11 protein-coding genes and 1 tRNA gene are annotated in these 14,052 nt (G+C 59.7%); 3 read left to right on the forward strand and 9 right to left on the reverse strand.

Annotated features, from left to right (window positions below; all coding sequences use genetic code 11):
* Window position 1: 1 nt before the first annotated feature.
* A complete protein-coding gene (bcsR, locus tag ACJ8HH_RS18365; protein WP_033649881.1) occupies window positions 2-193 on the reverse strand; it encodes a cellulose biosynthesis protein BcsR in 192 nt (63 codons plus the stop codon).
* A 189-nt stretch (window positions 194-382) separates the two neighbouring features.
* Between bcsR and bcsE the strand changes: the two genes are divergently transcribed.
* Genes bcsE through bcsG form a run of 3 tightly spaced genes read left to right on the forward strand, consistent with a single transcriptional unit; the run spans window position 383 to window position 3,793 of the window.
* Window positions 383-1,951, forward strand: a complete 1,569-nt coding sequence (bcsE, locus tag ACJ8HH_RS18370) for a cellulose biosynthesis protein BcsE (protein WP_033649882.1) — start codon at window positions 383-385, stop codon at window positions 1,949-1,951.
* On the forward strand, window positions 1,938-2,141 hold the full coding sequence (bcsF, locus tag ACJ8HH_RS18375) for a cellulose biosynthesis protein BcsF (protein ID WP_004934139.1): 204 nt from the start codon (window positions 1,938-1,940) through the stop codon (window positions 2,139-2,141). The genes bcsE and bcsF overlap by 14 nt, the downstream gene beginning before the upstream one ends.
* Window positions 2,138-3,793 (forward strand): cellulose biosynthesis protein BcsG, encoded by a 1,656-nt coding sequence (gene bcsG / locus ACJ8HH_RS18380; protein ID WP_033649883.1) that lies wholly within the window; start codon window positions 2,138-2,140, stop codon window positions 3,791-3,793. Before bcsF ends, bcsG begins: the two co-directional genes overlap by 4 nt.
* Before the next feature lie 299 nt (window positions 3,794-4,092).
* Here the strand turns inward: bcsG and dppF are convergent, their stop codons facing one another.
* From dppF to ACJ8HH_RS18420, 8 genes are all read right to left on the reverse strand, one after another.
* On the reverse strand, window positions 4,093-5,082 hold the full coding sequence (dppF, locus tag ACJ8HH_RS18385) for a dipeptide ABC transporter ATP-binding subunit DppF (protein WP_033636613.1): 990 nt from the start codon (window positions 5,080-5,082) through the stop codon (window positions 4,093-4,095).
* Window positions 5,079-6,059, reverse strand: a complete 981-nt coding sequence (gene dppD, locus ACJ8HH_RS18390; protein ID WP_039568180.1) for a dipeptide ABC transporter ATP-binding protein — start codon at window positions 6,057-6,059, stop codon at window positions 5,079-5,081. Before dppD ends, dppF begins: the two co-directional genes overlap by 4 nt.
* 15 nt (window positions 6,060-6,074) lie before the next feature.
* Window positions 6,075-6,977, reverse strand: a complete 903-nt coding sequence (gene dppC, locus ACJ8HH_RS18395) for a dipeptide ABC transporter permease DppC (RefSeq protein WP_025304838.1) — start codon at window positions 6,975-6,977, stop codon at window positions 6,075-6,077.
* A gap of 11 nt (window positions 6,978-6,988) precedes the next feature.
* Entirely contained in the window at window positions 6,989-8,008 is a 1,020-nt protein-coding gene (gene dppB, locus ACJ8HH_RS18400) for a dipeptide ABC transporter permease DppB (RefSeq protein WP_033636611.1), read from the reverse strand.
* 170 nt (window positions 8,009-8,178) lie between these two features.
* Complete coding sequence (gene dppA / locus ACJ8HH_RS18405; RefSeq protein WP_019452584.1) at window positions 8,179-9,786, reverse strand: dipeptide ABC transporter periplasmic-binding protein DppA; 1,608 nt, start codon at window positions 9,784-9,786, stop codon at window positions 8,179-8,181.
* A gap of 596 nt (window positions 9,787-10,382) precedes the next feature.
* Complete coding sequence (locus ACJ8HH_RS18410; protein WP_060431220.1) at window positions 10,383-12,074, reverse strand: glycosyl hydrolase family 18 protein; 1,692 nt, start codon at window positions 12,072-12,074, stop codon at window positions 10,383-10,385.
* A 424-nt stretch (window positions 12,075-12,498) separates the two neighbouring features.
* A tRNA-Pro gene (locus ACJ8HH_RS18415) sits at window positions 12,499-12,575 on the reverse strand.
* A gap of 120 nt (window positions 12,576-12,695) precedes the next feature.
* Entirely contained in the window at window positions 12,696-14,027 is a 1,332-nt protein-coding gene (locus tag ACJ8HH_RS18420) for an MFS transporter (protein ID WP_033650009.1), read from the reverse strand.
* Window positions 14,028-14,052 lie beyond the last annotated feature (25 nt).

Genomic DNA, 14,052 nt, shown 5'->3' on the forward strand with positions numbered 1-14,052 from the left:
ATCAATGGCTCCCCGTGGTCTGCGCCAATTCGGCCAACAGTGGCCAGCGCGTCATCATTTGCGTTAACCGCTCCTGCCGGGAAATATCGACATAGCTTAATTTCGGCAATGAAAAAGCCTGGCTGAGCGCCTGCAGGTCATCCTGGCTCTCCCCAGGCGCCGCTGCACGAAAATGGGTGGGTGCGTTATTCATTCTTCCGCCTTGGCGAAAATAGGCTATGTTAATTAACTATAGCAACGATACAAAAAGAGAGAGGCAATAAGATGATTCTCAACAAATATTGTTGCAGAGCGTCGGAGATTTGTTATTGCCAGAGTAAAAATGACTATCTTTATATATAAACGCCTTTAGTCGGCTTTCAACGAAAGTAGAACACATCCTATGGCGCACTCTTTTTCTCTAGGCATTCGGCAGATTTGGGAAGAGCTGTCGGTGATGCAGGCCCCTGGGCTTTATTGGATCAATATCGACAGGCAAAGCGACGCCGCGCTGCTGTGTCGCCAGGTCATTGCCGCCCAGCCGGCCACCCGCAAAGTCGCCCTGATCTGCAGCGGCGACAAACCCGATCGCCTGTTGGCCGAGCTGGCTTCGCCCGCGTTGCAGAAGCTGCCGCTGTATCAATTACCGGAGAAAAAAGCCGCGCTGACGCAGCTGAGCGACGATCTGATGCGCGCCCTGCGGCCGCAAAATCGCTTACTTATCCTGCTGGCCCACGCCAGCCTGTGGCAAACCTTCACCACCGAAGAGCTGCGCGAGTGGACGCGCGCCCTCGCCGCCTGGCTGCGGCGACAGGGCTGCACGCTGTTGATTCTCAGCCACGGCGGCGGCATCAATAAGCTCAAAGGGCAGCTCAGCGCGCAGCATCGCATCCTGAACGGCCTGTCCAGCCTGCAATGGCAACAGGACAGCGCGCAATATCTGGTGAACTGGTGGAGCACCGAAAACGGCATCAACGCCAATCAGCTGCTGACGCTGTACGCCGCGGAAGGCGGCTGGCAGGGTGAGGATGAAAACAGCCAACCCTCCCCCACCGCCTTGCGCAGCGATGAAGGCCTGTATCTGGCCGAGCGCAGCATCCTGGAAGGCGCGCCACCGCTGTCCGCCAACTGGCAGTTGCTGGAGAGCAACGACGAACTGGCGCAGCACGGCATGCTGAGACTCTCGGCGACGTTGATTTTCGCGCTGTACCAAAGCGACCAAATCGATCACCTGGCGCACCAGATCCACACCCTGCGCCGCAGCCGCGGCAACGGCCTGAAAATCGCGGTGCGCGAGATGAGCGCCAGCCTGCGCTACAGCGACGAGCGGCTGCTGCTGGCCTGCGGCGCCAACCTGATCGTGCCGCACGTCGCGCCGCTGTCGCGTTTTCTGACCATGCTCGAGGGCATCCAGGGGCAGCGCTTCTCGCGCCATGTGCCCGCCGACATCGATGCGCTGCTGGCCGGTTTGCGCCCGCTGCAGCTTAAAGGCTATATGCGGCCGGAACCGTTCAGCCAGGCGGTGCTTTCGCTGATGGGCAACACGCTGCTGCCCGAGGACGGCAAAGGCGTGATGGTGGCGCTGCGGCCGGCCACCGGTCTGCGCGCCGAACAGGCGATGACCCTGTGCCACCTGCGGCGCTTCGGCGACGTGATGACCGTGGTGCAGGGGCGGCTGGTGCTGTTTCTCTCCACCTGCCGCATCAACGATCTGGATACCGCGCTGAGGTTCATCTTCCGCCTGCCGGTGGATGAAGCCTTCAGCAACCGGGTGGTGTGGCATCAGGACGTCGATATCATTTCGGAAATCAAACGTATGGCCCAGGGGCGCTGGCAGATTTCGGCCACCGGCACCGCCGGCGCCGCGCCGCGCCCCCGCGAGACGGCGGCCGAGGCGCCCGCAGAACGGCGGCAGCCGGTCGCCTTCACGCTGACGCTCGGCCCGCAGGAGGAACCGCATGCTGAACCTTAACGACATCGTGCAACTGATCCTGCTGTGCGCGCTGATCTTCATCCCGCTGGGCTACGCCTTTCACCGGCGTTTTCCGCATTTGCGTCAATACTGGCAAAACCTGTTGTTATCGCCGCGCTATTTGAAATCCGCCGGTTTGTGGGTGCGCACAGGCTCCTCATCTCAGATTAAACGTAAGAAGCAGCCATGAATCCAAACTCGAAGACGCAATCCGATAACGCTCTATGGCGCTACTGGCGCGGACTGGGCGGCTGGAACCTGTACTTTCTGGCCAAATTCGCCCTGCTGTGGTTCGGCTACCTGAACTTCCACGCGCTGCCGAACCTGGTGTTCATGGCGTTTCTGCTGATGCCGATCCCGTCGCAGCGCCTACATCGCTGGCGCCATTACCTCGCCATCCCGATCGGCATCGCGTTGTTCTACCACGACACCTGGCTGCCGGGCATCAACAGCATTCTCAGCCAGGGTTCGCAGCTGGCCGGCTTCAGCGCCCAGTACCTGCTGGAGCTGATCGGCCGCTTTATCAACTGGCAAATGATCGGCGCGGCCTTCGTGCTGTTTATCGCCTACCTGTTCGTCGCGCAGTGGGTGCGCGTCACGGTGTTCACCGTGGCGGCGCTGGTGTGGCTCAATATCGTCAACATCGCCGGACCGGCAGTCTCGCTGCTGCCCGCGACCTCCACGGCCGCGGCCGGCGGCGCCAATACGCCGGCCACGTCTGCGCCGGCGGCGGGGGATGCTGCGCCGGCAGACAGCCTGCCGCCGACCAGCGCCAACCTGACGGCCTACCTGAACCAGTTCTACGAGCGAGAAAAAGGCCGCACCACCGCGTTCCCGGCCAGCTTGCCCGCCGATGCCCAGCCGTTCGATCTGCTGGTGATCAACATCTGTTCGCTGGCCTGGGCCGATATGGACGCGGTCAACCTGCAAAATCACCCGCTGTGGTCGAAGATGGACATCATGTTCGACAACTTCAACTCGGCCACCGCCTACAGCGGCCCGGCGGCCATCCGTTTGCTGCGCGCCAGCTGCGGCCAGCTTTCGCATCGCGATCTGTATCAGCCGGTGAACCAGCAATGTTACCTGTTCGACAACCTGGCGAAGCTCGGCTTCAAGGAACAGCTGATGCTCGATCACTCCGGGGTGTTCGGCAACTTCCTGAAAGAACTGCGTGAACAGGGCGACATGCAGGCGCCGCTGATGTCGCAGGCCGGCATCGGCAACGAGCTGACGTCGTTCGACGGCGAGCCGATTTATAACGATCTCGAATTGCTGACCCGTTGGCTGGATCAGCAGCAAAAAGGCGGTGACGGCCGCACCGCCACCTTCTTCAACGTCATCCCGCTGCACGACGGCAACCGCTTCGTCGGCTCCAACAAGAGCGCCGACTACCCGCCGCGCGCGCAGAAGCTGTTCGATCAGCTGAACACCTTCCTCGATCAGTTGGAGAAATCCGGCCGCAAAGTGGTGGTGGTGATCGTGCCTGAACACGGCGCGGCGTTGGTGGGCGACAAGATGCAGATGTCCGGCCTGCGCGACATTCCCAGCCCGAATATCACCCATACGCCGGTCGGCATCAAACTGGTGGGCATGAAGGCGCCGCATCAGGGCAGCCCGCTGCAGATCAAAACGCCGAGCAGCTATCTGGCGCTGTCTGAACTGGTGTCGCGCCTGGTGGACGGCAAGGTCTTCAGCGAACCCAGCGTCGACTGGCAGGCGCTGACCCAGGGGCTGCCGCAGACCCCGGTCATCTCCGAAAACGACAACGCCATCGTGATGCTGTATCAGGGCAAGCCCTACATTCGCCTGAACGGCGGCGACTGGGTGCCTTATCCGCAATAAGCGCGGCCTCATTCACCCAAAGCACGCCGTCGGCGTGCTTTTTTATTGGGTTTTTTATAATAAAAATGGCGAACGCTATCGGCCGAAATAAACTTATTAACAGCAACCCGTTGATTTCTCTTATTCGATTATTATTATCATGCGAAGATTCTTAAAAATATAACGTTTTCCAGAATTATGTTAAGAGCATAATTTAAAAGACGGGTTGTCACGATCGTCTACTGACCAACCCTTTGATTGAATAATAAAAAACGCCGGCGCTGTGCCGGCGTTTGGTTTAGGCAGGAAAATCCGGCGCTTCACGCCCCCGGATGTTCGTCCTGATCGACCGCAAAGCAGGCCACCATCTGTTCACCGTACTGTTTGAGCTGCGGCTGCAGCTGAACGCAGGTGCCGAAGGCGCGGCGGCAGCGGGCATTGAACGCACAGCCCGGCGGCGGATTCATCGGGCTGGGCAGCTCGCCGGTCAGCTTGATGCGCTCGCGGCGCATATCCGGATTCAATCGCGGCGTCGCCGACAGCAGCGCCTGAGTGTACGGATGGCGCGGATTGTTGAAGATCGCCTCTTTGCTGCCCTTTTCCACGCAGCGGCCGAGGTACATCACCATCACCTCGTCGGCGATGTGCTCCACCACCGACAGATCGTGCGAGATGAACACATAGGACAGCCCCAGATCCTGCTGCAGATCCATCATCAGGTTCAGCACCTGAGCGCGCACCGACACGTCCAGCGCCGACACCGGCTCATCGGCGATCACCACGTCCGGGTTCAGCATCAGCCCGCGGGCGATGGCGATACGCTGACGCTGGCCGCCGGAAAACATGTGCGGATAGCGGTCGTAATGCTCGGTCTTCAGGCCGACCTTCGCCATCATCTCCAGCGCTTTTTCCCGCCGTTCGGCGGCGCTGAGCGAGGTATTGATCAACAGCGGCTCCTCGAGGATCTGCCCGACCTTCTTGCGCGGGTTGAGCGATCCGTAAGGATTCTGGAACACGATTTGGATCTTCTGGCGGCGCAGCTTCTCGGCAGAGGCGTCCGGCTTCAGCAGATCTTGCCCCTGATAGTACAGCTCGCCGCCGGTCGGCACTTCGATCATCGTCAGCAGGCGGCCGAGCGTCGATTTGCCGCAGCCCGACTCACCGACCACCGCCAGCGTTTTGCCGCGCTCCAGGGTGAAGGAGACGCCGTCAAGCGCCTTGACCAGCCGCTCCGGCGCGAACAGGCCCTTTTTCACCGGGTAATGCTTCTTCAGGTCAATCGCCTGCAGTAAAGGTTGATTCTGGCTCATACGGTCGGCCTCCCCGCATCATCCAGCGGTGTGTGACATTTAACCTGACGGCCGGGAATGCTGCGCAGTTCCGGCTCCTCGTTGCGGCAGCGCTCGTTGGCGTAGGGACAACGCGGGTTGAGCAGGCAGCCGGTCGGGCGATCGTATTTGCCCGGCACCACGCCCGGCAGCGAAGCCAGCCGCGCCTTGTCGGCGGCGAACTCCGGCAGCGCGCGCAGCAGCGCCTGGGTATAGGGGTGGCGCGGGGCGCGGAAAATCTCCGCCGCCTTGCCGGATTCCACCACCTGGCCGGCGTACATCACGATGATGTGGTGCGCGGCTTCCGCCACCAGCGCCAAATCGTGGGTGATCAGCAGCAGCGCCATGTTTTCGCGCTGCTGCAGGTCCAGCAGCAGTTCGATGATCTGCGCCTGGATGGTCACGTCGAGCGCGGTCGTCGGCTCATCGGCGATCAGCAGCTTCGGCCGACAGGCGATGGCCATGGCGATCATCACGCGCTGGCTCATGCCGCCGGAAAGCTGGTGCGGGTATACGTCCAGCCGCGAGGCCGGATCGGGAATGCCCACCTGGGTCAGCAGGTCGATAGCGCGCTGGCGGCGAGTGTGGCGGTTGCCGCCCTGGTGCACCTTCAGCGCCTCCATGATCTGATAACCGACGGTATAGCACGGGTTCAGGCTGGTCATCGGATCCTGGAAGATCATCGCCACTTCGGAGCCCACCAGCTGGCGGCGCTCTTTTTCGGAGATCTTGCGCAGATCCTGGCCGTTGAACTCCAGCTTGTCGGCCATCACCTTGCCGGGGAAATCGATCAGGCCCATGATCGCCAGCGAACTGACGGATTTGCCGGAGCCGGATTCACCGACGATGCCGACCACCTGACCTTGCTCCACGCTGTAACTGATGCGGTCTACCGCGCGGAACGGGGTGCCTTCGTCACCGAAGTGCACCGAAAGCTTGTCTACATTCAATAAAGCCATCTCTCTCGTCCTCTGTTACTGCTTGAGTTTGGGGTCGAGAGCGTCACGCAAACCGTCCCCCATCAGGTTGAATGCCAGCACCGTCAGCAGGATCGCCACGCCGGGGAAGGTCACCACCCACCAGGCGCTTTGCGCGAACTGCAGCACGTCGGAGAGCATGGTGCCCCACTCCGGCGTCGGCGGCTGCGCGCCCATGCCCAGAAAGCCGAGAGCGGCCATGTCCAGAATGGCGTTCGAGAAACCGAGAGAAGCCTGCACGATCAAAGGCGCCAGGCAGTTAGGCAGAATATTGACGAACATCTGGCGCAGCGCGCCGGCGCCCGCCACCCGCGAAGCGGTGACGTAGTCGCGGTTCACCTCCACCAGCACCGCTGCGCGCGTCAGACGCACATAGTGCGGCAGGGCGACGAAGGTCAGCGCCAGCGAGGCGTTGACGATCGACGGCCCGAATACCGCCACCAGCACCAGCGCCAGCAGCAGGCTCGGCAGGGCCAGCATGATGTCGACGACGCGCATGATAATCGCGTCCACCACGCCGCCGAAGTAACCGGCCAGCAGGCCGAATATCACGCCCATGATCAGCGACAGCACCACCACCAGGCAGCCGACCAGCAGCGACAGGCGCGCACCGTACATCAGGCGCGACAGCACGTCGCGGCCCACGTCGTCGGTGCCGAGGATATATTGCCAGCTGCCGCCCTCTTGCCACACCGGCGGCTTGAGCAGCGCGTCGCGGAACTGGTCCGCCGGCGCATGCGGCGCCAGCACGCCGGCGCCGAGCGCGATCACCAGCATCAGAACGATATACACCAGGCCGACCACGGCCCCTTTATTGCGCTTGAAATAGTGCCAGAACTCCTGAAACGGGGTCATCGGCTTCGGCGCACCTTTAACTGCAGACTCAGTGATTTGAGACATGAGAGCGCCCCTTATTTCTTGTGGCGAATACGCGGGTTGACCACGCCGTAGAGCACGTCTACCAGCAGGTTAACCAGAATGATCATACAGGCGACCAGCAACACCCCGCCCTGCACCACCGGGTAGTCGCGGCGCTGCAGCGCGTCGATCAGCCAGCGGCCCAGCCCCGGCCAGGAGAAGATGGTTTCGGTCAGAATGGCGCCGGCCAGCATGGTGCCGACCTGCAGCCCAATCACCGTCACCACCGGCAGCAGCGCGTTGCGCAGCGCGTGAACGACGATCACCCGCATGCGGCTCACGCCCTTGGCGCGCGCGGTGCGGATGTAGTCTTCGCCCAACACCTCCAGCATCGAGGAACGGGTCATGCGCACGATCACCGCCAGCGGGATGGTGCCCAGCACGATGGCCGGCAGGATCATGTGCATCACCGCGTCGACGAAGTCGCCCGGCTCGCCCCAGATCAGGGTGTCTATCAGCATGAAGCCGGTCAGCGGCTGGCTGTCGTCGAGGAAGACCGTGTCGCTGATGCGCCCCGACACCGGCGTCAGGTTAAGCTGCACCGACACCAGCATGATCAGCATCATGCCCCACCAGAAAATCGGCATCGAATAGCCGGTCAGCGAGATGCCCACCGCGGTATGGTCGAAGACCGAGCCGCGTTTGACCGCCGCCAGCACCCCGACCGGGATGCCTACCAGCACCGCGAAGATCATCGCGCAAATGCCCAGTTCCAGCGTGGCCTGAAAGCGCGGAACGAACTCGCTCCAGACGGAGATGCGGCTTTTGAGGGAGGTGCCCAGATCGCCTTGCAGCACGTTGGACACGTAGGAGAAATATTGTTGATAGAGCGGCTTGTCCAGCCCCATTTCCGCCATCAGCTGCGCGTGGCGCTCGGCGGAGATACCGCGTTCCCCGGCCATGATGGTCACCGGGTCGCCGGGGATCATATGGACGAATGCAAAAGTCAGCAATGTAATGCCGATAAACGTTGGGATAACTAACCCCAAACGTCGGAGTATGAACTGCAACATATCCCGAACTCTCTGTATCAATGCCCGGCAGCTCATCGTCCGCCAGGCTTATTAACGCTCACATGCCTTTGAACGATTCGACGGCCATACGCCGGAGACTGGTCAGCAGGGGCGCAAACCTGTTGCGCCCCTGCAAGTCCATTCGTGCGTCTCCGGTAAAGCGGTCGAAATCAGTCTACAGAGACATTCTCGAAGTGATGCTTACCGAGTGGATCCACGACGTAGCCTTTCACTTCCTTACGCACAGGCTCGTACACGGTGGAGTGTGCGACAATCAGCGCCGGAGCCTGATCGTGCATCACCACCTGCGCCTGCTTGTACAGTTCGATGCGCTTGTCGTGGTTGGATTCGGCGCGCGCCGGTTGAATCAGATCTTCAAACGGCTTGTAGCACCAGCGGGAGTAGTTGGAGCCGTCTTTCGCCGCCGCGCAGCTGAACAGCGTGGCGAAGAAGTTGTCCGGATCCCCGTTGTCGCCGGTCCAGCCCATCATCACCGTCTGGTGCTCGCCCGCTTTGGCGCGCTTGAGGTATTCACCCCACTCATAGGTCACGATTTTGGCTTTCACGCCGATCTTGGCCCAGTCGGCCTGGATCATTTCCGCCATGCGGCGTGCGTTCGGGTTGTAAGGACGCTGTACCGGCATCGCCCACAGGTCGATGCTGAAACCGTCGGCCATGCCCGCTTCTTTCAGCAGCTCTTTCGCCTTGGCCGGATCGTAAGCGTAATCCTGCACCGCGTCGTTATAGCCCCACATGGTCGGCGGGATCAGGTTCTTGGCCGCCTGGCCCGCGCCCTGATAAACCGCGTCGATGATCGCCTGCTTGTTGACCGCCATGGTCAATGCCTGACGCACCTTCAGGTTATCCAGCGGTTTTTTCTCGACGTTGAACGACAGGTAGCCCACGTTCAGGCCCGGCTGCTCCATCAGGTTGATGGACTTGTCTTGCTTCATGCGGGCGATATCGGCCGGGTTCGGGTACGGCATCACCTGACATTCGTTTTTCTGCAGTTTGGCGTAGCGCACGGAGGCGTCAGGCGTGATGGAGAACACCAGGCGATCGATCTTCGGCTTGGTGCCCCAGAAACCGTCGAATGCCTTGTACAGGATCTTGGAGTCTTTCTGGTATTGCAGCAGCTGGAACGGGCCGGTGCCGATCGGGTTCAGGTCGACCTTCTCCGGCGTGCCGGCTTTCATCATCACGTCGGCGTATTCGGCGGACAGGATGGACGCGAAGTCCATGCCCAGGTCAGCCAGGAACGGCGCTTCCGGGCGGTTCAGCACGAAGCGCACGGTGTTGTCGTCCACTTTTTCAATCTTGGCGATCAGCTTAGGCATGTCCATGCCTTCAAAGTATTCGTAGCTGCCGCCGGACACTTTGTGATAGGCGTTGTTCGCATCCAACTGGCGTTCAAAGGAGAACACCACGTCGTCGGCGTTGAAATCGCGCGTCGGTTTGAAGTCTTTGCTGCTCTGCCACTTCACGCCTTTGCGCAGGTGGAAGGTGTAGGTTTTGCCGTCTTCGCTGACGTCCCACTTCTCAGCCAGGCCCGGCTGCAGTTCGGTGGTGCCGATTTTGAATTCGACCAGGCGGTTGTAGATCGGTACCGAGCTGGCGTCGTAGGTGGTGCCGGAGGTAAACAGCTGCGGGTTGAACCCTTCCGGGGAACCTTCAGAACAGTAAACCAACGTCTTGGCCTGTACGCTGGCCGCCACGGTCAGCGCGATCAGCCCAATGCCGAATTTCAGAACCCCCGATTTACCCAAGGAACGTGTCATCGTTAGTGCTCCATTGTGTGATGTGTGTCATTGCCGCCAGACCTGTATTTTTTATTGCGTGGCCTGTGCGATCGGTGCCCGAAGGCAGAAGGTGTACGAGGAGAGAATGCCGGATGGAACGCATCGCGGCGGGGACGTCTGAGCGCGTGGAATTCACTCAAACAACTCTCGCTCTTACCCCTGAGGCTATCAAGTTGCCAACTGTTTGGGGTGTCGTCAATATAACCAGTGGGGATTTACGCAGACTGTGAGAAACAGCAAACAAACATAAAAAAAACCTTTTGTTAACACTTCCAGCATGAAAATTTATGCTAAGCGGACATTTTCAGCGCATTGGTCTGACCCTCACAAACTTACTGGTTTTTAACTCCGTTAAAAAACGCCAAAACTTTGTTGCTGAATGATGAATATCTGAACGGTTATTTTTGTGATCGCCGTTAAAGACAGGAGGAAATGCTGAAGGATTACCCAAAAGGGTGAGTCCGATGAGCGCGTTTTGCGCCAGGCAGGACCACAATCTGTGCGGCGTAAAAAAACTTTCGGCGGCGAAAAAGCCGGGGGCGAAAGGATATCCCCCGGCAACGCACTGCAACCGATTATTGAACGCCGGCGCTGTTGCCCAGGCTGGCGTTCATGCTGTTGAGAATATCGCCGTTATCCGCGTCGATCTCCCAGGAGAACAGGCCGCCCAACTGCTTGTCCAACACGTACTTGCCCTTGGCCTGCACCGAGCGGGCATCGTCGAAGGTGATCAGATCGCCGGTGGAAGGTTTGAACACGTAAGGCGCTTCCGCCGTGGCGTCGTAGGTGTACTGCCAATCGCCGCTCATGAACTGGCTGGCGATTTGGCGGTAGTCCACGATGCCGTTCTCCCAGGTGCCTTTAACCGGCCCGGTGGCGGTGCCGGTGAACGGAATGTTGTTCTGGTAGCCGTTCACCCCGGTCCAGCCGCGGCCATACATGGCGGTGCCGACCACGATCTTGCCCGGCTTGACGCCCTGCGTCAGCAGCGCATTGACGCCGTTCACCGTGGTGTAGGCGGTGTCCGGTTTCCAGGCCGGCGCATTCAGCGCGGTCTGATGCCCCAGGTTTTTCAGATCGAAGGCGCCGTAGAAGTCGTAGCTCATCAGGAAGATGTGATCCATCGAGTTCTGCGCGACGTTGTAAGCCACCTTGTCGATCTTGTCCTTGCCGGCGCTGATGGCGGAGGTCAGCTCATACTTGCGGCCGGTTTCCGCCGACAGCTGATCCAGCATCGCCCGCAACTCCTTCATCAACAGCACATAGGTTTCCCCGTCTTGCGGGCTGCCCAGGTTCGGGTTGGCGCCATTGCCGCCCGGGAACTCCCAGTCGATATCCACGCCATCGAAGAACTTCCAGGTCTGCAGGAACTCTTTCACCGAACCGACGAAGCGATCGCGCTTCACCTTGTCGCCCATAAAGAAGAACGGGTCGGACAGCGTCCAGCCGCCGATCGACGGCAGGATTTTCAGGTCAGGATGCGCCTGCTTCAGCGCCATCAGCTGGCCGAAGTTGCCCTTGTAGGGGTCATCCCAGGCGGTCACGCCCTTCTGCGCTTTTTGCAGCGCGGCGAACGGATCGTGGATCGAGACTTTGAAGTCCTCGCGGCCCTGGCAGGAGCGCTGCAACGCCTGGAAGCTGCCTTCGATCTCTTTCAGGCTGTCGTTGATGCCGTTGCCGCCGCAGATCGGGATAAAGCCGTACAGCAGATGGGTCAGGTTCTGCGCCGGGATCTTGTCGACGGTGAAATTGCGCCCGTAAACGCCCCACTCGACGAAATAAGAGCCGACCACTTTGCCGGAATTCTGTTTATAGGGTTTATTCTTTTCCAGCAGCGGCTCTTTCAACGGCGCCAAATGGCTGCCGTCGGTGTCGGCCACCACAATTTCGGTGGCGTCGCTGGCGGAGCAGCCGTCGGCATTGCACAATGCCACCTGCATTTGATAACGGCCGCCTTTATTCACTTTAAAATTCGCCGTGCCGGAAGCGCCGGTTGAAGGGCCGCTCCACGCCTCTTTGCCATTTAATAAAATTTTTGCCGTCGTACCGGTGTCGCCATTCCATAAATTCCAGGAGACCGAAACGTCGGCGGCATTTTTTACCTTCACCAGATTATTATAAGCGGTGGCCGCCTGATCGACTTCGACGATGGCGAACTTGGTGTTGCCCCAGGCGATGGTCGGCTTGCCCGGCGCGGCGGCCTGCGCCGCGGAACACAGCGTGCTGCCGATCACCAGCGCCAACAGCGGTTTATTAAATTTGCGCATAACTGATTCCTTTATTCCGAGAGGATAAACATAAAAGAGTTAATCGACGCCACGCATTGCCGGAGCGAAATGATTCCGCAATAATCCACGAAGATTAACGTTAATAAATAATCACGGTATTTTCCACGCGGCGGGAATAACACATCCCGCGTTGTCCATTCAGACTATAGGTAAAAAAAACGTGAAAACAAGAGCGCTATCAACCGGGTTTTATTCGGCAAGCATGAATTTATTTAAATATGGAAATAAGAACCTAAAGGGAATAAGGAATGTGAATTAATTAAGCGTAAAGAATAAATATATTTCACGAGGACGGCAGATTGAGGCACGCCATAAAGCGAAGCCGGCCATATCGGCGGAGGTGCTCATCCTCATAAACGACAGGCGAAAAAAAACCTGCTTTAAAAGCAGGTTTTTCGAATGGTGGTCGGCGAGAGAGGATTCGAACCTCCGACCCACTGGTCCCAAACCAGTTGCGCTACCAAGCTGCGCTACTCGCCGATGCGGGGCGCATCTTACTGCTGGCAGTTATAGGCGTCAATCACTTTTTTGCCCCTGCATTTCAAGTGGTGATAAAAGCGCCATAATGCGCTGCGCCGGGGGCTGCGCAGCGTATTTTGCTCAGGCTTTGGCCGGTTTCAGCGCCGGCGTCTGCGCGCGCAGGAACGGCAGCAGGAACAGCGCCGACAGGCAGGCGGCGATGGAAATCACCACGAAGAAGCCGTTCCACTGCCAGATCTCCATCACCCGCGCGATCGGGTAGCCGGACAGCGCCGCGCCCAGGTAGGCGAACAGGCCGACAAAACCGGTCGCCGCGCCCGCCGCATCCTTATGCGAGCACTCCGCCGCCGCCATGCCGATCAGCATCTGCGGGCCGAAGATGAAGAAACCGATGGCGAAGAAGCAGCAGGCCTGCAGCAGGTAGGTCACGCCCGGCATCAACCACAGCGCCGCCACCGACAGGAAGATACCGATGGCGAAGATCAGGTTCATCGGGCCGCGGTTGCCGCGGAACAGTTTGTCGGACCCCCAACCGGCCACCAGCGAACCGATAAAGCCGCCCACTTCAAACAGCGAGATGGCCGAGTTGGCGGTCATCAGCGAATAGCCCTTTTCCTGCGTCAGGTAGAGGTTGCCCCAATCGTTGATCGCGGTGCGCACGATGTACACCAGCACGTAAGAGACCGCCAGCAGCCAGATGTACTTGTTGGTCAGCACGTAGCGTTTGATGATCTCGCGGTTGCTCAGCCCCTGGCCTTCCGATTCCTGCACCAGCTCCATGGCGTCGTTGCGCCATTTGCCGACGCTCGGCAGCCCCAGGGTGGATGGCTTGTCGCGCAGGCGCCAGCACATCAGCAGGCCAAGCACCACGCCGATGATGCCGGGGATGATCATGCCGTAACGCCAGCTGAAGTGCAGCGAGATAAAGCCCACCAGCAGCGGGATCAACGCGCCGCCGACGTTGTGCGAGGTGTTCCAGATCGCCCACCATCCACCGCGCTCGGAGCGCGAATACCAGCTGGTGAGGATTTTGGAACACGGCGGCCAGCCCCAGCCCTGGAAGAAGGCGTTGAGGATCCACAGCGTGCCCAGCATCAGCAGCGACGAACTGAGGCCGAAGAAGATATTCAGCACCCCGGTCATGATCAGGCCCAGCCCCATAAAGTAACGCGGGTTGGAGCGATCGCTGATCATGCCGGAAATGAATTTCGAGCAGCCGTAGGTGATGTAGAACAGCGTGCCGAGGATGCCGACGTCGGACATCGTCAGGCCCAGATCGCTCAGCATCGCCGGCATGATGAAGTTGAAACTTTTGCGCGTGAAGTAAAACGCGGCGTAGCCGATGTACATGGTGCACATCAGCTGGATGCGCCAGTATTTGTAGCTGGCGTCGATCTGCCGTTGATCGGTGACCTGCGGCGCGTCCGGGCGGCTTTTAAGGAAAGACCACATGTGGAACCTCAGAGGATTGAATAAA

Source organism: Serratia sp. CY32780, assembly GCF_052169135.1.
Lineage (GTDB): Bacteria > Pseudomonadota > Gammaproteobacteria > Enterobacterales > Enterobacteriaceae > Serratia > Serratia sarumanii.